At 70.2% G+C, this 20206-nt stretch carries 17 protein-coding genes and 1 pseudogene; 9 read left to right on the forward strand and 9 right to left on the reverse strand.

The genetic code is table 11. From position 1 onward, the window contains the following. Nucleotides 1-267 precede the first annotated feature (267 nt). The 3 genes from ACFSKW_RS50570 to ACFSKW_RS50580 all read right to left on the reverse strand — a co-directional run bounded on the left by ACFSKW_RS50570 (nt 268) and on the right by ACFSKW_RS50580 (nt 6908). Nucleotides 268-720: a maleylpyruvate isomerase N-terminal domain-containing protein gene (locus tag ACFSKW_RS50570; protein ID WP_379582284.1), complete on the reverse strand. Its 453-nt coding sequence runs from the start codon at nt 718-720 to the stop codon at nt 268-270. Nucleotides 721-732: 12 nt separating this feature from the next. Further along, nucleotides 733-2262, reverse strand: coding sequence for an apolipoprotein N-acyltransferase (gene lnt / locus ACFSKW_RS50575; protein WP_379582286.1), 1530 nt, complete (start codon nt 2260-2262; stop codon nt 733-735). A gap of 332 nt (nt 2263-2594) precedes the next feature. Next, complete coding sequence (locus tag ACFSKW_RS50580) at nt 2595-6908, reverse strand: cation-translocating P-type ATPase (protein ID WP_379582288.1); 4314 nt, start codon at nt 6906-6908, stop codon at nt 2595-2597. A gap of 139 nt (nt 6909-7047) precedes the next feature. Between ACFSKW_RS50580 and ACFSKW_RS50585 the strand changes: the two are divergent. The 3 genes and pseudogenes from ACFSKW_RS50585 to ACFSKW_RS50595 form a co-directional block, all read left to right on the forward strand. Further along, nucleotides 7048-7107, forward strand: a pseudogene (locus ACFSKW_RS50585) (hypothetical protein); the annotation flags it as partial. Nucleotides 7108-7191: 84 nt separating this feature from the next. Beyond that, a complete protein-coding gene (locus ACFSKW_RS50590; protein ID WP_379582464.1) occupies nt 7192-7557 on the forward strand; it encodes a protein kinase family protein in 366 nt (121 codons plus the stop codon). Further along, nucleotides 7554-7826: a protein kinase family protein gene (locus tag ACFSKW_RS50595; protein WP_379582290.1), complete on the forward strand. Its 273-nt coding sequence runs from the start codon at nt 7554-7556 to the stop codon at nt 7824-7826. The genes ACFSKW_RS50590 and ACFSKW_RS50595 overlap by 4 nt, the downstream gene beginning before the upstream one ends. Here the strand turns inward: ACFSKW_RS50595 and ACFSKW_RS50600 are convergent. After that, nucleotides 7768-8706 carry a helix-turn-helix domain-containing protein gene (locus ACFSKW_RS50600; RefSeq protein WP_379582292.1) on the reverse strand — a complete coding sequence of 313 codons (939 nt, stop codon included), beginning with the start codon at nt 8704-8706 and terminating at the stop codon, nt 7768-7770. The two genes, ACFSKW_RS50595 and ACFSKW_RS50600, sit on opposite strands and share 59 nt — an antisense overlap. A 92-nt stretch (nt 8707-8798) precedes the next feature. Between ACFSKW_RS50600 and ACFSKW_RS50605 the strand changes: the two genes are divergently transcribed. Both ACFSKW_RS50605 and ACFSKW_RS50610 read left to right on the forward strand, forming a co-directional pair. Further along, nucleotides 8799-9236 (forward strand): hypothetical protein, encoded by a 438-nt coding sequence (locus ACFSKW_RS50605; RefSeq protein WP_379582293.1) that lies wholly within the window; start codon nt 8799-8801, stop codon nt 9234-9236. Between the two features lie 11 nt (nt 9237-9247). Further along, entirely contained in the window at nt 9248-10456 is a 1209-nt protein-coding gene (locus ACFSKW_RS50610; RefSeq protein WP_379582295.1) for a serine hydrolase domain-containing protein, read from the forward strand. Nucleotides 10457-11244: 788 nt separating this feature from the next. Here ACFSKW_RS50610 and ACFSKW_RS50615 read toward each other — a convergent pair. Then, complete coding sequence (locus tag ACFSKW_RS50615; protein WP_379582296.1) at nt 11245-11832, reverse strand: hypothetical protein; 588 nt, start codon at nt 11830-11832, stop codon at nt 11245-11247. 7 nt (nt 11833-11839) lie between these two features. Between ACFSKW_RS50615 and ACFSKW_RS50620 the strand changes: the two genes are divergently transcribed. Further along, on the forward strand, nt 11840-12202 hold the full coding sequence (locus ACFSKW_RS50620) for a hypothetical protein (RefSeq protein ID WP_379582298.1): 363 nt from the start codon (nt 11840-11842) through the stop codon (nt 12200-12202). A 53-nt stretch (nt 12203-12255) separates the two neighbouring features. Here ACFSKW_RS50620 and ACFSKW_RS50625 read toward each other — a convergent pair whose 3' ends face one another. The 3 genes from ACFSKW_RS50625 to ACFSKW_RS50635 all read right to left on the reverse strand — a co-directional run bounded on the left by ACFSKW_RS50625 (nt 12256) and on the right by ACFSKW_RS50635 (nt 14784). Continuing rightward, nucleotides 12256-12897, reverse strand: a complete 642-nt coding sequence (locus ACFSKW_RS50625; RefSeq protein ID WP_379582300.1) for a histidine phosphatase family protein — start codon at nt 12895-12897, stop codon at nt 12256-12258. A gap of 340 nt (nt 12898-13237) precedes the next feature. Next, nucleotides 13238-14125 carry an NmrA family NAD(P)-binding protein gene (locus ACFSKW_RS50630; protein ID WP_379582302.1) on the reverse strand — a complete coding sequence of 296 codons (888 nt, stop codon included), beginning with the start codon at nt 14123-14125 and terminating at the stop codon, nt 13238-13240. Between the two features lie 50 nt (nt 14126-14175). Further along, nucleotides 14176-14784, reverse strand: a complete 609-nt coding sequence (locus ACFSKW_RS50635) for a TetR/AcrR family transcriptional regulator (RefSeq protein ID WP_379582304.1) — start codon at nt 14782-14784, stop codon at nt 14176-14178. 175 nt (nt 14785-14959) lie between these two features. Here ACFSKW_RS50635 and ACFSKW_RS50640 point away from each other — a divergent pair, with 175 nt between their 5' ends. From ACFSKW_RS50640 to ACFSKW_RS50650, 3 genes are all read left to right on the forward strand, one after another. Next, on the forward strand, nt 14960-15781 hold the full coding sequence (locus tag ACFSKW_RS50640; protein ID WP_379582306.1) for an alpha/beta fold hydrolase: 822 nt from the start codon (nt 14960-14962) through the stop codon (nt 15779-15781). Nucleotides 15782-15809: 28 nt separating this feature from the next. Next, on the forward strand, nt 15810-16613 hold the full coding sequence (locus tag ACFSKW_RS50645; protein ID WP_379582308.1) for a MerR family transcriptional regulator: 804 nt from the start codon (nt 15810-15812) through the stop codon (nt 16611-16613). 274 nt (nt 16614-16887) lie between these two features. Next, nucleotides 16888-18693 (forward strand): alpha-L-fucosidase, encoded by a 1806-nt coding sequence (locus ACFSKW_RS50650; RefSeq protein ID WP_379582310.1) that lies wholly within the window; start codon nt 16888-16890, stop codon nt 18691-18693. Between the two features lie 4 nt (nt 18694-18697). Here the strand turns inward: ACFSKW_RS50650 and ACFSKW_RS50655 are convergent, their stop codons facing one another. Continuing rightward, nucleotides 18698-20206, reverse strand: coding sequence for a beta-N-acetylhexosaminidase (locus tag ACFSKW_RS50655; protein ID WP_379582312.1), 1509 nt, complete (start codon nt 20204-20206; stop codon nt 18698-18700).

Raw genomic sequence — 20206 nt, forward strand, 5'->3', positions numbered from 1 at the left:
TACCTCTTCCAGACTTCTGTCAGCTTATGTAGCCGACTGTCCGGAATCTGTTTGGCACCTCAAAGATCAAGGCATAGCCGAACAGGTCTCCCGCGGTCGCTGGCGAGCCGCGGCTACCGACGCCGAATACCCTGCGATGGGTGACGAAGAGTAATCGTCTCAACGTCTCATTGTCTCGCCGTCTCACGCGCGCCTGCACATAGACGCGAGACAGAACGATGAGACGAGACATCGAAACGAGTACGGACTGTAGCGACAGGCCATGCCTCAGGGGCATCCGCACGCCGATCGAAGGGCGTGCGGACAGCCCGGCAGAAGGAAGCCGCATCGGCGGAATCGACAAGGGAGGAGGGATGCACATACCTGCGAGCCGTACCACGGAAACCCATCGTCCAGCGAAACGTCACGTAGCTCCGCCGCCACCTCGGTTCGACCAGCGCGCCATTGTTCCAGCAGCACCGATCGCGGTTTGGCTGCTCCCGCGGCGGCGTCGAGATCAGCGTAGTGGCTGCCTGCGGCTGGCGCCTGCTTCAGCACAGCGTCGAACGCCTCCGGGGTCCGTGGAGCGATGAGAACGTTCGCGTCAGCTGAAGCAAGATGAGCGATCTGGTGGGCGATCGTCCACCCCGCTGCCGCCCCGGCCCGCCGGCCAAAGGCCGAAGGGATCGCTCGCCCCAGGCCAGGTTCACCGCCTGCGGAGGGGGCGGGAAGCTGAAGCACACCGCGCCGAGGTCATCGTCGATGTGCTTCGACAAGTCGACGCCGGTGAGTCCGCCGGGCGGCTGCTACGGCCCCGGCGCCGAGCGCGATCCCGCCCGCCAGGGCGGGCACCCAGTCGCCCAGCCGCACGTACGGCGTCTCCTCGACGGACAGCGGCACGTTCACCACGAACGCGCCGCGGTAGTCGGGCGGGAACCAGGCCAGCCGCCCGCCGCGCGCGTCGAACGCCGCCGAGGTGCCGTCGAGCTCGACCAGCACCGCCGGCCGTCCCGACTCGACCGCCCGCAGCGCCTCGAAGCTCGCCTGCTGCGCGTGCGCCCAGCTCCCGTGGAACGTCGTGAGCGATCCCTGCGTGATCGTCACGTCTACGCCCCTGCGGGCCAGGCCGCGTCGCAGGTCAGGAAAGGTCGACTCGTACGAGATCAGCGGCCCCACCCGGCGGTCTGCCACCTCGAAAACGGCCAGCCCCGCACCGGTGATCCGGTCCTTCTCGGCCGCCTCGGTATGCCCCGCTATCCAGCCGAGCACCGGCCGCAGCGGGATGTACTCGCCGAACGGGGCCAGCCGCTGCTTGACGTACGTGTCCACGACTCCGTTCGGCGTGTACTGGTAGGCAGACTTGGCGATGCGGCCGGAGGAATCCGCAGCGTCGACGTTCACCAGCAGGTCGGCACCCACCTCGGCGGCTGCCCGGCGTAGCAGGCGGTCCACGTCAGGACGCCGGGCGGGGTCGAGGGCGACGCTGCTCTGGCCCCAGACCACGACGTCGGGATCATGGCCGGCGAGCTCGCCGGTCAGCTCGAGGTGCGCGGCCACGCGCCGCTCCGGGCCGGGCACCGGGCCCGGCTGCACGCCCGCCACGCGCATGACACCCGTCACGACAGGCTCAGGCCGTACCAGCCCGGAGCACACGGCGAGCGCGGCCAGCGCCACGGCGGCTCCCCCGCCGGCCAGCCGGGCCCGCAGGCCCGCGTCCTGGAGCACGGCGATCGCGAGCCCGGCGTTGACAGCGACCAGAGTGAAGCTGAGCAGCCACACCCCGCCGAGCGCGGCCAGCCCCAGCACCGGCCGCACCTGCCACTGGCTCGACCCGAGCAGCCCCCACGCCCCGCCGAGGTGCTGCCACGAACGCAGCGCCTCGACGGCCACCCACACCGAGGGCAGCACCAGCAGCGCCACCCCCGCCCTGGCCGGGGAGACGCGCCGCAGCAGCCCGTATGCGACCAGCCCGAACGGCACCCACACCAGCCCGATGACCAGCACCGCCAACGGCCAGAACACGCCCAGGAACGGCAGCACCCAGTGGTGCAGCGTCCCGAAGAAGCCCGCCGACGCCCACCAGCTCCGCCACCCCGCCTCACGGAACGTCCCAGCGCTGGCCACCAGGAGCAGGAACGGCACGAGGCCGAACCACGCCCACCACCAGGCGTTCACGGCGGGGAAGGCGAACGCCAGGCACGCGCCGGTCAGGGCGGCCAGCAGGCGCGGGCCCCAGCGGCGCGCCACGCCTGCGCGCTCGGCCGTGACGGACCTGGTCGGCATACCGCCCCGCTACCCCACCCGGCGCCCCTTACCGTATCCGGCCGCTACGCAGACCCAGGAACCGCGCTTCGGGGCCGATGGCGTCTCGCGTCAGGGATGCCCCACCGGTCTGCCCTGCCTATACCGGCGGCTCCATGTTCTTCGACGCCGGCCAGGACGCGAATGAGACGCCGATGGACACCAACCCGGCCGTGTACATGGGCCCCGAGCGGCTGCGGCACTTCGCCTACAAGTCGGTGTCCAGCGCGCCGGCGCGGTGGCCGGCCGTGCGGTGTTCAGCGGCGAGGATGGTCTCCAGGCACCCTGACCGGCAGACGCCACCCGAAAGCCGGTCACGAAGATCGGCTCGGCAGGCCCAGACGATCGAGGGGGACGAACCGTTCCGCCGCCACCGCCACGGCCACGGCGGCCAGCGCGATCCCCCAGGCGAGCGGGTCGAGCGGCACGCACCCGAAGAACCCGCTCACGCCCGGCACCTGCACGATCGCCGCCAGCATCGCCGCCGAGCCGAGCGAGCTCAGCACGACGGAGCGGCTGCCGCCGCCGGCGATCAGCGTCTGGGCGAGCTGGGTGCCGACCAGTGCGACCAGCCCGACGGTGCGGGCGCGGGACCGGGGCCCGGTCAGCCGGGCGAGCGTCCAGCCGGTGCCCGCGCCGAGGGTGGTGAAGATCGACCGTCGCACGATGTCGTGGGTGAGCGCGGAGCCGAGCGAGGTTTCAGGACCCTCTTCGAGCAGCGCCGCCGCGGCGTCCTTCGAGGGCACCCGTACGGCGATGGCCAGCGCCGGCACGAGGTCGGTGAGCATGTTCACCAGCAGCAACTGCCTGGCCGACAGCGGCGAGCGGCCCGTGGCCAGCGACCCGATCAGGGTGAAGCCGATCTCGCCGAGGTTCCCGCCGACGAGGATGGCCAGGGCTTCGCGGACCGAGGCCCACATGGCGCGTCCTTCGACCAGCGTGGAGATAATGGTCTCCAGGCTCTCATCCGCCACGACCAGATCGGCGGCAGCCCGTGCGGACGGGGTCGCGCCGGAGCCGACGGCGATCCCGACGTCGGCCAGCCGGATGCCCGCGGCGTCGTTGGAGCCGTCACCGGCCATCGCGACGACCTTGCCGAGCCGCCGGAACGACTCGACCACCCTGACCTTGTGCGTGGGCGTGCAGCGGGCCACCACGTCCACGCCCGGGAGCGTCTCGTCCAGCGCCGCGTCATCCATTCCGTCGATGTCGTTGCCGGTCAGGACGTGCAGATCGGTGTCGTCTGTGACGTGGGCGGCGATGGCGCCCGCCGTACCGGGGTGGTCTCCGGTGAGCATCACGATCTGGACGCCCGCGTTGCGCAGCGCCGCCACCGCGGACACGGCGGTGTCGCGGACGATGTCGGCGAGCCCGACCAGGCCGGTGAAGCGCAGCTCCGTCACGTCGTCTTCGGTGAGCCGGTCGGTGTCCATCGGTCGTTCGGCCACAGCGAGGACCCTGTGCCCCGCGGACGTGAGGTCCTCGATGCGGGCCTCGATGTCGCGCCGCCGCCGGTCGTCGAGCCCCGCGCATCTCGGCACGACGACTTCCGGCGCTCCCTTGACGCTCAGCAGCCGGTTCGCGCCGCACCGGCCGAGCGTGGCGTGGTAGCCGCGAGACGACTCGAAGAGCAGCGCGGTGATCTCCTTCCAGCCGGCGGCGCCGGTCTGCCGCGAGACGCCGAGCTCGGCCGCGCCCTCGCCGACCGCGCCGTCCGTGAGATGGCTGTAGTCGCCGTTGTCAGAGTGTGGCGTGGCGCGCAGGGCGGCGGCGAGCACCTCGCGCAGCGGGTCGTCGAGCTCGCCGACCGCCAGGTCGTGTTCGGCGTCGCTCACCCTGGCGAGCCTGATGCGGCCTTCCGTCAGCGTTCCGGTCTTGTCGAAGCACAGCACCTCGACCCTGCCGAGCGCCTCGATGGTCGCAGGATCGCGGGCGTGCACGCCGCGGGTGGCGAGCCGCCGTGTCGCCGCCAGCTGGGCGGCGCTGACCAGCAATGGCAGGCCTTCCGGCACCGAGGCGACGGCCAGGTTGACGCCCTCACCAAGCGTCTCCCGCAGTTGCCTGCCGCGCACCAGGCCGGACAGGGTCACGCCCAGCGCCGATCCGATGGCGATGGGCGTGGTGGCCCGCGTGATGGCGGTGAGCCGCTCGCTCACGCCGCTCACCCGCTCGGCGCCCGCGGCGGCGGCCATCGCGCGTCCGGCTTCGGTGGTCTCTCCCACGGCCGCCACGACGGCGCGTGCGCCGCCCGCGGCGATGGTCGTCCCCTCGTACAGCATGGAGCGGCGCTCGGCGACGTGGTGGGCGAGGACAGCACCGGTGTCCTTGGACACCGGCAGGGACTCCCCCGTCAGGGACGACTCGTCCGTCTCCAGCCCATCCGCCTCCAGGATGCGGCAGTCGGCCGGCACGACCTCCCCCGTGTCGAGCACGATGACGTCTCCGGGCACCAGCTCTGTCGCGTCCACCTCGATTTCCGTTCCGTCACGCAGCACGCGGGCGCGGGCGTTCGTCTCGGCGGCCAGCTCCGCCAGGGTCGTCGCGGTAGCCATCCGTTGCACGCCGCCCACCAGAGCGGACAGGCCCATGACCGCGACCACGAGCGAGGCGTCGACGAGCGAGCCGAGAACGGCCGAGCCCGCCGCGCCGGCCGCCAGCATCGGGGTGAAGGGATTGGCGAGCTCCGCGCCCACGCCGCGGGCCAGCGTTCCCAGCGGCGACGCCGCCCTCGCCCGCGATGTGCGGCGGCCCTCCGCCTCCGCCGTCGTGAGCCCGCCTTCCCGCGTCTCCAGTTCGGCAAGCACCTTGCGAGGTGGCATGGCGTGCCATGGCATCGCACGCGGAGCGGGAGCGACCGGCCTGCGCATGCTCGCGTGCGCCTCCCACGCGCCCTGCGCAAGCGACAGCGCGGCCACGCCGTTCACGGCCGACAGCACGTGCCCGGTCGCTCGGCTCATCCGGTCGGTCAGCCCGTAGATCACGGCCACGCCGGTACCCGCCTTGGCCAGGGTCACCCCCCGTTCGCTGACCGCGCGGGCCCCGCGCGTCGACTCGATGATCAGCGCCGCGGTGGTCAGGTCCGCGCCGACGAGCAGATGAGCGCCCCACGGTGGCATGCCGTCGCGGCCGGTGACGCCGATGGCGCAGTCGGCGGCGGCGAGCGCGTCGCCGTCGCGCGACAGCAGCATGACGACGGCGCCCCTGCGTTGCAGCTCGCGAACCGACGCCGCGAGGTCCTCGCCGCCCGCGTTGACCAGCCGGAGCCCGGCGTTGCGTGCGGCGACTGCCAGGGCGTGCGCCTCCGGCGCCCGCCCCGCGACGATCTCGACGACGGCCTGGAGCTGCTCGCGGCAGGTCAGGGCCAGCACGTGTACGGCCGGGCCCTGCCTGAAGCGGTCGTGGTGCTTCTTGCCCGCCCATCCCTTGCGTGGCAGCTCGTCGTAGGGTCCGAGCGCCCAGTCACCGGCCCTGTGCACCCGCTCCGGCTCGGACGGCACGAACAGTCCGTGCACCTGCGCGGCCACCGTCTCGTGATCGGCCTTTGCGGCGGTGACCACCTCCCCGATCCCCGCCTCCTCCGAGACCAGAACGTCGTCGTCCACCACGACCGTGTCGATCCGGTCGAGGCGGGTCAGTGCCCGGAGGTCGGTGATGATCACGTCGCGTTGCGACAGCAGGGTGCCCAGCTCGGAGACGAAGACGTCCCGTCCGGCCGACGACGCCTTGGGCAGGCCCGCGAGGGCGACCTCGAGGCCGCGATGCATGTTGCCGGTCAGCAGCCCCCCTGCGAGGGTGCCGAGAGCGCTTCCGGACAGCACGTGTTCGGCGTGCCGCTCGATCGGGCCGTCGGGCAGCCGCCGCGGCCGGTCGGACGCCTGCAGGTGGGCTCGCGCGCGTTCCGGGGTGCCGGTCAGCTCCTGTTCGCGCCTGGCCCATACACCGTCCTGCACGCGGGACTGGCGGATCTGGAGGGTCCGCTGCACCAGGTCGATGGCCAGTCCTGTGCCACCGGGAGTGAGCGTCTGGATCGCGGTGTTCACCATGGGCATCCAGGACCTGCACGCCGGGATCGAATCGTCGAGCACCCTGCGGAGCTGGGGGATCGCGCTCACATAGCCGGCGATGCCCGCGGCTCCGGGTGGCAGGGGCGCCCGGTGGACGGCCCACTCCACCGCTGTCGCCGCCAGCCCGATCACGTCCGCGGCGAACACGAGGGCGACAGGTGGCCCGCTCGGCGTGCCCTCGGCGATGGCCGGGTCCTTCTCCGCGGCGGCCTGTTCGGCCTCGTCCAAGATCGCGACGAGCTCGTCGACGGGCGGCGGCTCCTCCACCGCGACGATCACCCGCTTGAGCGGGAGGTTGACGCGCGCCCACCGCACGGAGGGATGGACCGACAGGGCCGACTCGAGGGCGTCCGTCAGCTGCTCGGGAACCGGGCAGCGGAGTTGGAGGTGGACCCGTCCTGGATACGTCCACGTTTCCCTGCGCACACCGGCCAGCTCGGCGAGGGTCGACGCGGCCCACCCCGGCGCCTTCGAGGCCCTGTCCGCGGCCCACCTGAGCGGCGCGGTCACGAGATCCTGTCCCGGCAGCCTGGGCAATGCCGGCAGCGACAAACCGAATGGCATGTCGGCTTCGTACCCCTCTGAGAAGATTTACGCATGGTAGGGCGGTCGTCTGGAGGGCGGAGCGCCTCAGTGCGTCGCGGCCCACGGGTGAGGTTTCCGGTGGTGAGAGCCGCCTCTACTGGTCCCAATCTTGTGGCGGTTGCGGACCGGGGCGTCCTGGCGGGACATCCCTGAGCGTTACGGCCCCTGGCAGACCTGCGACGAGCGGTTGGTCGTCATGCCTCACTTCGCACATCGCAGAACACGGAAACACCGGCACTCCGCCCGGGGCGTCAAGCGCGGGATGGGGCTGGTGTACCGGGTCCGGCATCTGCTGTGGGGCACCGATCTCGCGGTGAAATGCCCCCGCCCGGAGCTGTTCCAGGCTGCTGCGGCCGACCGGGAGCGGTTCGTCACCAAGGCCGAGGTGTGGGTGTCGCTGGGGCTGCACCCGAATGTGTGCGCCTGTCACTACGTGCGCACGCTCGGCGGCATCCCCCGAGTGCTCGCCGAGTACGTCGCGGGCGGCAGCCTGCGTAACTGGATCGACGACCGCAGGCTGTACGAGGGCACTGAACGCGAGGTGCTCACCCGCATCACGGACTGGCGATCCAGACCGCGTGAGGCCTCGAGCACGCGCACAGCCGCGGCCTGGCGCACCAGGACATGAAGCCCGCCAACGTCCTGCTCCACGAGGAGGGCACCGCGAAGGTCACCGACTTCGGACTGGCCAGGTCTCGCGCCGTCGCCATGACGACGCCCGCACGGCGAGGACTACCTGAGGATCACTGTTTTCGAGGGGGACACGCCGCCTCACCCGCGAATCGCATCAACCTAGCGAGGGACCTGAAACCCGATCAGGGCAGGATCGACCGCCCGCTTAGGGAGTGCCCTGCTGCGAGGCCTGCCACTGTACGGCGGGGCTCTGCGTGCCGGTGAACGATGAGGAGGTCCAGCCCGGCGGGACCTCCGCGTGATCCTCATCGGCCGTGCCCGACGCCGCGTACAGGGTGCCCTGGTCGGCTGGGTGGACGGGGAACGGGCCGCAGGTCTTGATCTCATCACCGCCGTCGAAGTCGAGCAGGCAGTGGCGCAGCGTGAACTTGTTCCTGGTCAGGTGGTACTCGCCGGACCTGAGCAGATTCTCCTTGAGGTTCATCGGCCAGACCCACACGGTGACGCCGCCCTCGACCACGCCCCGCCCGATGGGCTTCGCCAGCGCCGAGATGACCAGCCCCTCGGGCTTCCGCTCGATACAGGGCAGGAAGAAGATCTCGGCCTCCCCCATGTACTCCCAGGTGGGGCGGCACGACGCGGTCGCGGTTGTGACGGGCGGCGCCGGCGGGTGGGGCGCGGGCGGCCGTGGCCACAGGCCGCGCGGCCACACACCCGACAGCAGGAGCCCGGCCACCACCGACACGGCGAGCAGACCACCGGCCGGCAGCACAAGACGGACACGCCACCTGGAATTGGTCTGCCCACGATTTGGTCGGCTCTGATCAACTGGGTCGGTCGGCTCAGGACGATCGAGCGCGGCCTGGGCCGCATGGGCTCGAGCCAGGCGCGCCTTCCACTCCTCGACCTCGCCGTCGCAGGCACGGACATAGGCCACCAGTGCCTCCGCCGTGGGCAGGCGATGCCCGGAGTCGGCCTGCGACAGGACGTTCGGCGCGACGTGCGCCTTCTCGGCCATTTGCCGATATGGCGGGTCACCCGCCCGGGCGCGTAACTCACGCAGTCCCAGCGCGAAGGCTGTCACCGGGGTGCCGTCGTGGACGAGTGGATTCTTCCGCCTGCCGCGCCGCACGCCATCCGACACCAGTCCACCTCCTGCTGGGCGTTTGATCGCAATGATCGTAAGGCCTGGCGCGGGTGTGTGATCAAACTCTTCGCTCCCCATGCTTGTGCCGCATGAACGTACTCAAGATCGGCGGCATCGCCGTAGCCGCGGCGCTCACCGCCGTCCCGGCCGCGCCCGCGCCCGCCTCGGCTCAGTCGCTGCCGCAGTGCTACGGCCAGCGGATCGCACGGGAGCAGATCCGGACCAACGGCGTGATCGGCACCTACCTGGAAGTGTTCTACACGCCCTCCAACGCCACCATCTGCGCGTACGTCAACACCACCGAGCAGTCGAAGCAGACCAGGAAGCGGATGCTCGTCGCGCTCCGGCAGTGCGCGGATCGGGGATCCGGCTGCTCCACCTGGTCGACTCTCAGGACCGAGAACGAGCTGACGCGCTCCGGCAGGCTCGCCGTCAAGCGGACGAAGCCCTGCTTCCAGGGATTCGGCGCGACCCAGTGGGGTGACCACGAGTGGGGCCACACCACCACATCGGCCATCTGCCCCTAAGAGGACGAACAATGATCACACGCCGCACACTGCTCACGATCGGCGCGGCCACGCTCGCCCTCGGCGCCCTGCCTGCCCACGCCGATGCAGTCACCGGGGCAGTGCCCGAGGAACTCGCCTCGCTCGACGCTCTGATGCGGACCTTCCTCGCCGAGCGCAACATCAGCTGCGCGCAGCTCGCCGTCGCCAAGGCGGGCAGGCTGGTGCTGGCCCGCGGCTACGGGTCGTACGGCCAGGCGAACACCCCGGTCCAACCGACCAGCCTGTTCAGGGTCGCGAGCCTGAGCAAGCACATCACCGCCGTCGCGATCATGCGACTGGTCCAGGAGGGCAGACTTCGGCTCTCCGACTCCGTGGCGGACCTGCTCGGCCTCTCACTCGCCGCCGACCCCCGGCTGGTCACGGTCAGCGTGCGCCGACTCCTCCAGCACCTCGGCGGCTGGGACAAGACGGCCGCCGGACGTGACTACCTCTTCTCCGACCATGTCATCGCCGCGGAGCTCGACGTGCCGCTCCCGATCGGGGTCGAGCACATTCTGAGATACGCCACGAGCCGCCCGCTCGACCACGACCCCGGCACCCGGTACTCCTACAACAACTACAACTTCCTGCTGCTGGGCAGGGTCATCGAGAAGGTGTCGGGCCTGGACTACGCCACGTACGTCCAGAGCAAGGTGATGCGCCCACTGGGGGTGACCCGGCCGAGGCTAACCTCGAACCCGGGCACCGGCGAGGTGCCCTACCTGTCCAATTACACAGCCAAGACCGTGCTCGACGACTCGGGAAAGGTCGTGCCGTACCCCTATGGCGGCAGCAACTACGCCAACTTCGACGCCGCCGGCGGCTGGGCGGCCTCCGCCGTCGATCTCGTCCGGCTCACGAGGATCTTCGACGGGACCACCTCGGTGCTCTCTCCAGCATCCGTCTCGGCGTTGCTGGCCAAGCCGGAGACCGGCTCCTTTGAGAGCGGCGCCTGGTACGGCGGCGGCTGGCTCATCCGATCCATGGGCAGCGGTCTCAATCTGTGGCATTCGGGTTCGATGCCTGGCGCCTTCGCCGTGCTGAGCAGGACCTACAACGGGATCGCGCTGTGCGCGACCTTCAACAGGCGCGAAGAGTCGGGCTCGCCCGACTTCGACGCGTTCCTCGACGAGCTCTACAACGCCGCTCAGGCGATCAAGACCTGGCCCGCCGACGACCTGTCCTCGCAGTACTTCTGACCAGGAGAGATCATCACGGGTTCATTGATCATCGGCCTCGTCGGTCGACTCCGCCGGCGGGACGACCTTCCGCCCCCACGTACCGCCCCGCAACTCCACTAACGCCACGTTGGGAAAGCCGAAAAGCGCGGCGGACGAGTGGGTGCACACCCACACGTTCACGGGTCGAAGCAAGGCCATCTCGGTGTACGTCAAAGAATGCGTCAAACCCCAGGTCGAGATAGACATGGGCAATTACTCAGGGTACGTGGGCGGAAAGGTCCGCTGCATTTGATCCCATGCTGATCGGCCCCTGCCCCGCCACCCGTCACCACGGCAGGGGCCGATCCTTGGTCCTTTTCCGCCTCCCGCGACCGGTCCGGCGGCACCACCCAACCCGTGAGCCTGACGAAGATCACATGAACCAGTCGCAGCGCCATGGACAGCGATCATGCCCGCAAGAACGGGAACGCCGAACCCCAGGTCAGCCACAGCGGCCGAGTTTCGGGCACCCACAGGCTCAGCGGCGGATGATCACTTCACGGTAGGCAGTCGCGGTCCGGAGGTGACTCTGAGCTCGGCGAGTGGCTGCGCAGGATGTGCCGCAAGGCCGAGGCCGGCGTGCTGTTGCAACTGGCGTTCGAGACGTTCGCCCTCCTCGGCGCCGTGCCCTGTCCGCCGAGCAGGACAGCCGGGGAAGGTGCGGGCATTCCTTTCGGGCGCTCGATGACGGCCGATCCGTCGGCGCAGGTCCAGGTCGTGCGCCGGCGCACGCCCGGACGTTGCGCCTGCCGACGGCAGTCAGGGGCTCACGAGATGCGGGACACCTTCTCGGACGTCCTGCGGAACTGCGTGCCGTTCCACTTGTAGGTCTGGCGGACGACCAGATCCGGGCAGCAGTTGGGGGCCCGGTCGCTGACCGCCTGGCCGCGTAGGTGCACCCGCCCGTTCTGGATGGTGACCTTCTGGGACTTGAAGTAGCGGTTCTTGCCCAGCTCGCCGATCAGGCGGGGGGCCGAGCGCTTGGAGGCGCCGTCGTAGACGAAGGCGATCAGCGGATTGCTCGACGTCGGACTCGGGCAGGACGATACGACCACGGTCTCGCGCCGTCCGTCACCCGTAAGGTCGCCTACAGCGGCGACGCGGGCGCGCACGACGTACCAGGTGTCGTTCGGCTTTGGCTTGGGGCAGTCCAGTGCCTGCGCCACCACGGCCGTCCAGTCGACCTCGTCGAACCGGTTCGCGGCCTGACCGGTCTCTCCGGAGGCGGCGGCCGTGGCCTGAGCCGCCATGGTGTCCGCGGCGGCGGTGCCCGTGGCGAGGATCGGTGCCAGCGAGGTCGCGACGGCGATGATCCCCGCGCAGGCTCCAAGTCGGCGGGCCATCGGGCTGCTCATGTGTTCAGTGCGTGAGTTCATGATTATTCCGACGCATGGAACGCCGCAGATGTTGTGCCCGGGACGTCACCGACGCCGGCGGATTGCCGCGATCCTCGAGGAGCACGTCAAGGGCTCGGCCGTTCTTGAGAGCCGGCTGGTGTTCGACAAGGACACCGCGCAGGCCCTCACCGACGAGATCGTCGCGGCGAAGCCCGGCGGCCCGCAGGCCCAACACGCCGGCACCGGCCTTACTACCGGCCAAAGATCGCTAGGCGGGCGACGATGTGTGGCGCTGGAGCTCCCACGGGTCGTGCGCGCTGAAGACGCCCACCTCGTCGCCATGCGGGCGATTTCCGCGTCCTTCGACCTCTGCGAGCGACCCGCTTGATGCTCGGCGGTAGCACCTCACCTCGTTGGCCGGCGAAGCGGGTCACATGGAGGTCAGCCGGCTTTGGCGGAGTCGATATGGCGGATGTCGCCGAGGTTGACGACCGTGCGGTTGTGGAAGAAATCGTCTTCGTGCAGCGTGGTGATGCTGCCGGATGGCACCCGGAAGCTGGCGTAGCCGACCGCCTTGATCGGTATCCTGAGCCAGGACGTCACGACGAGGGTCAGAGAGCCGCCGTGCGTCACAATGATCTGGTGTTCGCAGGGGCTCTGCAAGATCTCGTCCATGGCCGCGTAGATGCGCCGCGCCCATACCGCCTTGGTCTCGGCACCCTCCACACCCTCGTCGTGTTCCAGCCGCTCTCCGACAGCCGGCGGCGGGACGAATCGTTGGTCCAGCCACTCCTGTGGCCTTCCCCCCGCCTCTCCGTAGGACTTCTCCCGCAGTCTGCGGTCCAGGATCGGTTTCACGCCGAACAGCTCGGCAATCCTCCCGGCCGTTTGCCGGGTGCGCTGCAGATCCGATGAGAACAGCTCCACATCGGCGCCGTCCGGGATCTGGGTCCGCAGCGCTTGGGCAATGGAGGTAGCCGTGCTGAGGCCGGCCGGTGTCAGCTGCGAATCATGCCAGCCGCCGACGACCCTCTCGACGTGGTGCGTCGCCTCCGGATGGGTGACGACGTAAATGGTGCGCATGAGTGAGATCTTCCTGTAGGGGGCTTTTCTTGAGTGATCTTAAGAGAACCGGAGGCTCCGGCGGTGCTGGTGCGGACCGCCCGGCGCCTGATCGCCGGACGTGCGCGCCTTCGTCGGCATCCGTTCCAACATGGTCGCTTCCCACGCAATGCTTGCTCGTTTCCCGGATGTAGGTGCTCAGGGCAAGGCTTGCCGTAGCCCCGTGGGCGCCTCGCCAGCGACCTCAGCCGGCCCTGGCCGTGGCCGGCACGGCCAGGGCGTCGTTGTGTCACCGCGACCGCGTCGACCTCGCCGACGGCGGTGCCGCGCGCGGCCTGGTCCTCTGTCCCATCGAGGGGATTCAGCCCCGGCCAGGCTGCTGAGCGAGCACCTGGTCCCAGTCGACCGTCCGCGCCCAGTCCAGGTAGGAGTGCCAGCCCACCTCCGGGAACTCCGCGTGCAGCGCGGCGATGTCGGTGTGCACCCGGTTGTCCTCGAAACTCTGGAACATGTCAGCGATCTCTTCCCCGGCCCACTGGCGAATCATCGGGATGGGAATGTTCTCGTACGGCATGTCCGAGCCGATGGCTTCGGACAGGAAGCCCGCGGCCTCCAGGGTGGTCACGCTGTCGGAGACGACGTCGATCGCTCTGCCGGACAGCTTGGCGGGGTTCTCGATCGCGTAGACGGCCATGCCGGCGATGTCCAGCACGGTGACCTGGTCGAGCTTGCGATCAGGAGAGAGCGGGAAGGCGTAGACGCCCTGGTTCAGCCGGGTCAGGCCCACATTGAGGGCGTTCTCCATGAAGTAGGCCGGCTGAATTCCGGTGAAAGTGGTGCCCTGCTCGACGAGATAGCGGTGCACGACCTGCTTGGCGGAGGCGTGCTCGACCGTGAAGTCGGCCTCGCTCGCCGCCCCCTTGACCGAGGAGTACACCAGGTGGGCGTCCACCGCCCTCGCCGCGTCGGCGAGGGCGCGGCCCTGGGCGATCTCCTCGGCGGCGCCGTTCTGGCCGAAGGGGACGGTCAGCCCGAAGATCGCATTCATGCTCCTTGCCGCCCTGGTGAGGGCTTCGCGGTCGGCGAGATCGCCGGTCACGAGGCGGACGCCCTGTGCGGCGAGCGCGTCCGCCGCCGGTGTCGCGGGGTCGCGGACGTAGGCGACAGGCTCATGGCCGTGCTTGAGCAGGCGTGCGACGACGGCTCCGCCCTGCCGGCCGGTGGCTCCTGTGACGAGGACGCGGATCATGGAAACTCCTTAATCAATCAATTGAATGATTTCGCGCATGAGGACGGGCCTCATGCGTGCCGTACGTCCAGAAATGCAGAGAGGGCCTCGCTCACGCGTTGCCGGTACTCCTCCGACAGCGGATCCACGTCGTAGATCCCCTCGATCACCTGTGGAAGCGCAACCGGGGCGAAGGCGAGGAGAAAGGAGAGCAGCGTCACGAACTCGGGCGGGTGGCCATCGCCGATCTCTCCCGACGCCTGCCGGGCGCGCGTCTGCTCGACGGCGGCGGCGGCCACGGTGCGCCATTCCCGCGCCAGCGCTTCAGTGTCGCCGGGATAGTCACCCAGCGCCTGCCACACCACGAGACGGGCTCGCCGGGGATCACGCAAGGTGGCGTTCAACACCATGCGGAAGCTCTCCAGGAACGGCTCGGCCTTGCTGGCCGGCACCAACTTCGAGCGCCGCTCCTGCCAGCCCGACAGCAACTCCTCCAGCAGGCCTTCCTTGCCGCCGAAGTAGTAGGAGATCAGCTGCACGTTGACGCCGGCGCGCTTGGCGATCGCCGCGGTGCGAGCGCCGCTGTAACCCTTGGCGGAGAACTCGTCGAGGGCCGCATCAAGGATGCGCTCCCTCGTACGCGCCGCTTTGCTCGTCGCCTGGGGTTGATCTTCTGGCATGGACGCACAATATCAATCAATCGCATGATTGCAAGTGGCCGTGGAGGGCGGATCCGTTCGAGATCACGCTGTGGCCACCCAAGACGGATGGTTCGCCGACGGCCTCGGGTGCGCAGAGGTCATGTCGCCGCGACGGTTGACCCTGACGCAGGGTCAACCCTTCAGCATGGTCGGCATGACGACGAAAGCCGGTGCGATGCGGCACTTCACAGTCCACCACGACGGTGTCACGATCCCGGTGTCTCGCGGTGGCCGGGGTCGGCCATTGGTCCTGTGCCCTGGGTTGAGCTCGACGCAGGCCGATCTGCACGAGCTGACCGAGCTGCTGCGGCGCGACCACGACGTGGTCACCTTCGACCTCAGGGGCCATGGCCTCGCCTCGGCCGCCGACCGGTACTCCTTCGAGGCGTTCCTCAGCGATCTCATCGCCGTGCTGGCGGAGCTGGGACGCCTCGACCCGCCCTCGGCGCCCGTGCTCGTAGGCTACTCGCTGGGCGCGGACTTGGCCGTGCACTATGCCTCCGAGCATCCTGACGCCGTCGCCGAGCTGATTCTCATCGACGGGGCGAACCCGGTGCCCGAACCGTTCATCACCGAGGCCGACCTGCCGGAGTTCCGCGCGATGTGGGAGGAGATGGCGACGCAGCAGGAGGCCGGACGGGACAGCGCGCGTCAGGTGTTGCTCACCGCCCAGGAAATCTTCGAGCTCAATGTCGAGATCGATATGATCCGGTCCGGAATCCTCGACCGGTACCAGAAGATCGACCGGCCCATCAGCATGATCATGTCTACCTCGATGGCCGGCGACAGCGGCGAAGGGCATGCGCCGCGGTTCAATCAGAACTGGCGTGCCGGCGTGGACCGGCTGGTCCGCGAGCAGCCCCGCATCTCCACGTCCTGGCTCGACGCCGATCACCGGCTGGTCTTCACCCACGCCCAGGAAATCGCCCAGATCATCCGAGGTGCACTGGCTCCAGCGGCCAGGCCGACTTCTTGAACACCTCCTGCAGGAGGAGACTGGTTCGATGCTGACCATCGGCGAACTGGCGTCGTACGCCGGAGTGACGGTGCGCGCGGTGCGGCACTATCACGCCAAGGGGCTGCTGCCGGAGCCGGAGCGGGACTCCTCCGGCTATCGCAGGTACGGTGGCGACTCCGTGGTCGAGCTGATCAGGATCCGGACCCTCGCCGAGGCCGGGGTCCCGCTGGCGCGGGTGCGAGAGCTGCTACAGGCCGGCGAGGAAGAGTTCGCCGCAGCGGTCGCAGACATCGACAAGCGGCTGCGGGCGGAGATCCGGGAGCGGCAGCGGCACCGGGAGCGGATCGCCCGCCTCACTGCCGGCGACAGCCTGGCGCTGCCACCGGAGGTGGTCGAGTTTCTCGACCGGCTGAGGGCGCTGGGGATCGACGAGCGGATCGTCGAGGTCGAACGCGACGGCTGGATCCCGCTGGCCGCGCACTCCCCCGAGCGCGTGCCGGAGTGGATGGCACGCAAGCGGGAACAGGTCGCCGATCCGCGGCTCATCGCTCTCTATCTCACCCTGAGCCAGGCTCTCGACCGGGCCGACGACGACTCGCGGCTGGTCGAGCTGGCCGACAAGCTGGCCGCCTACATCACGCGGGTGGCCGACGAGCGGGGCGAGGACTACGTCGGCGATGTCGACGTCGAGCCACCGTTCGTCAAGCTGATGGACACGCTGGCGTTCGACACCGTGCCGCCCGCTCGCCGGCTGATCGAGTTACTGAAGGAGCGAGGCTGGACCGGCTGGACCAAGCTTGAGCGCGTGGACCCAACACAGGGTGACGGCGGGCGGGGTCCTGCTGGGTGAGGGCGACGGCTTCGGCGCTGAGGTCGACGTAGGGCCAGGCCACGGGGTCCTCCATGGATACTCACATGCGGCTCGAACTGAGCGAGTGAGTGCTGACGGGTACGCGCCAAGCCCATTCCTTGTTGCGGGTGATGAAGGGGAGAATTCATCGAGCACATGTGCCTCCGAAGGGCGGCTCGCCTTCCACGAGCTCGCCTGGTTCGGCCTCGGTGACAAGGGCGTCGCCGTGCTCGCCCCCTTCTGGTCGGCCGATGGTTGATGAAAGGCGTGGAACATGACGACGGTGCTGGTGGATGTGCGTTTCGCCGGGACGTTCACGTCCGCGAAGGAGTACACGCCCGCGACGGGCGAGGTCGGCGCGGTGCGCAGGCTGACCGGTGACGAGGTGATCAGGCCGGGGCACGGCCTGCTGCTCGACGGCGACGGCCAGGGTGTGGCGGTGGCCGTCGAGCCGCCCGGGCGCGGGCTGGCGGTGGAGGTGCGGCTGGTCCCCCAGGGGGAGACGGCCGAGCGGGTCCTGCTGCTGGTCACCGGCCAGGAACCCGTCGAGGTGACGGAGGGGGTGACGGTGAGCGGCGGCGACGTCGTGGTGAGCGGCTTGGCCGGGGTGCTCTCGCGGATCCGCGTGGTCGCCTTCGACGGGAGGTTCGACCGCTCGACGCTGAACGGCGGGCGCGCCCACCGCGCCACCCCGGCCGCCGGGCCGGCGGAGCCGGGCTGGCGGGTGCCGATCGGGAACGGCGACGACGTGGTGGCACGGGCCGCCCTGGTCCGCCCGACCGAGCGGCAGCTCGCCTGGCAGGCGCTGGAGCGCACGGCGTTCCTGCACTTCGGCGTGAACACCTTCACCGGTCTCGAATGGGGCTACGGCGACGAGGACCCCGACGCCTTCCAGCCCGAGGACCTCGACACCGACCAGTGGGCGCGCGAGCTGAAGGCCGCCGGGTTCACCCTGGCGATCCTGACGGTCAAGCACCACGACGGATTCGTCCTCTACCCCTCGGCCCTGACCCGCCACTGCGTGGCCTCCTCGTCCTGGCGGGGTGGCAAGGGGGACGTGCTGCGGGAGTTCGCCGACTCCATGCGGGCCCATGGGCTGAAGGTGGGCGTCTACATCTCACCGGCCGACGAGCACGAGCCCACGTACGCCAACGGCAGCCCCCGCACGCCCAGGCGGATCGGCGACCTGACGCTGCCTTCCACCGACTACGGCGCGTACATGCTGGGCCAGCTCCACGAGGTGCTGACCGGGTACGGCCCGATCGACGAGGTGTGGTTCGACGGCTCCCAGGGCCGCATCCCCGCCGGCCACGTGGAGGAGTACGACTTCGACAGCTGGTACGCGCTGATCCGGCGGCTGGCCCCCGAGGCGGCGATCGCGAACTGCGGGCCCGACGTGCGCTGGGTCGGCAACGAGAGCGGCCTGGCCCGCGAGGACGAGTGGAACGTGGTCCCGGTCACCGTCGAACGCGAGCGGGTCAACGTGGCCCGCTACGACGCCCCCGACCTTGGCGGCCGCGACTTCCTCGCCCGGGCGGAAGGTGACTTCCTGCAGTGGTGGCCGGCGGAGGTGGACGTGAGCATCCGTCCCGGCTGGTTCTACCACGCCGAGCAGGAGCCCAAGTCGGCCGACGAGCTGATGACGATCTACAACGAGTCGGTCGGGCGCGGCGCGGTGCTGCTGCTGAACGTGCCGCCGGACCGGCGGGGCAGGCTGGCCGACGCCGACGTGGCGGTGCTGCGCGAGTGGTCGGCGCGGATCGACCGGGACTTCGCCCGCGATCTGGCCGAAGGGGCCGCGCGCACGGCCGACGGCGACGGCGTCGTCCTGGACTTGGGCGGCCCCGCCCGTATCCAGCGGATCGTGCTGGCCGAGGACCTGCGCCACGGCCAGCTCGTCGAATCACTGCTGGTCGAGGCGGAGGAGGCGGCCGGATGGCGACGGATCGCCGCCTGCGGCACTGTCGGGGCCAAGCGCGTCATCACGCTGCCGGCCCCGGTCGAGGCCGCCAGGTTCCGGGTGCGCGTGCTCCGATCGCGCGCCCCCTTCCACCTGAAGGCGGTCCGTCTGTTCGCGTAGTGCGTCAGCGGCGGTAGGCGACGCCGAGGTGGTCCAGGCGGCGGCGGTGGGCGAGCAGGCGTTCGGTGAACTCGGCGTACTCGCCCGCCGTGCCCCAGGCGACCTCGGCCAGGGCGCACAGCCGGGGGAAGGCCATGTACTCCACGTGGGCCGTGGTGGGCAGGTATTCGCTCCACAGCTGGCCCTGCGTGCCGAGGACGTGCCCGGCCGCCTCGGCGTCCAGCCCGGCGGGGACCGGCTGGTAGGCGTAGACCTGCTCCAGCGTGGTCAGGCCGCCGATGGCCAGCGGTTCCCCGTCAGGTTCCGCCTGGTAGAAGTCGAAGTAGGTGTGCGTGTGCGGGCACATCACCGCGTCGTGCCCCGCCCGGGCGGCGTCGATGCCGCCCTGCTCGCCCCGCCAGGACATCACGGTCGCGCCCGGCGTGAGGCCGCCCTGCAGGATCTCGTCCCAGCCGATCAGCCGCCGTCCGTGCTCGGCCAGGAAGGCGGCCATGCGGCCGATGAACCAGCTCTGCAGCGCGTCGGCGTCGGGCAGCCCCAGTTCGCGCAGGCGCGCCTGGGCCCGCGGCGACTCCTCCCACTCGCGTTTGGGGCACTCGTCGCCGCCGACGTGGATCCATTCGCTCGGAAAGACCTCCAGCACCTCCTCCAGCACGTGGCGGCAGAAGGCGATGGTCTCCTCGGACACGTTCAGCACCTGCTCGTGCACGCCCCAATCGGTGGCCACCGGCCGCGCGCGGCCCGGGTCGTCGCCCAGCTCGGGGTAGGCGGCGATGGCGGCGCGCATGTGGCCGGGCATGTCGATCTCGGGGACAATCGTGATGCCGCGCGTCCGCGCGTGGGCCACGAGGTCGCGCAGTTCGCGCTTGGTGTAGAAGCCGCCGTGCGGGACGCCGTCGTAGCGGCCCTCGGTGTAGTGGCCGAGCATCGACTCCGCGCGCCAGGCCCCCACCTCGGTCAGGCGCGGGTAGCGGTCGATCTCCATCCGCCAGCCCTGGTCGTCGGTCAGGTGCAGGTGGACGACGTTGAGCTTGTGCAACGCGGCCAGGTCGACCATCCGGTACAGGAATTCCACGGGGTACCAGTGGCGGGCCACGTCCAGCATCACGCCGCGCCAGCCGAAGCGCGGCGCGTCCTCGATCTCCACGTACGGCACCGCCCACGCCGCTCCCCCGTCCGGGCCGGTGGCGAAGATCTCCGCGGGAAGGAGCTGCCGCAACGTCTGGACGGCGAACGGGAGGCCGCGCCGGCCACCCGTGATCACCACGCCTTCGGCGGAGACCGACAGGCGGTACTCCTCGTCGGCGAGCGCCGGGTCCACCCGCAGCCGGATGGTGTCGGGGCCGGGCTCGGCCGCCGGGGCCAGCTTGCTGCCCGCGGGTCTGCCCACCAGCTCGCGCAGCAGTTCGGCGGCCTCGCCGGCGGCGGGGTCGGCGAGGAGGCCGGTGGTCTCGGTGAGCTGCCAGGCGCCCGGCGTCGTGGTCAGGCGGGCCGGGCGGGGGATGAGGTGCAC

It is taken from the genome of Nonomuraea mangrovi (assembly GCF_042681425.1).
In the GTDB taxonomy this organism is placed as follows: domain Bacteria; phylum Actinomycetota; class Actinomycetes; order Streptosporangiales; family Streptosporangiaceae; genus Nonomuraea; species Nonomuraea mangrovi.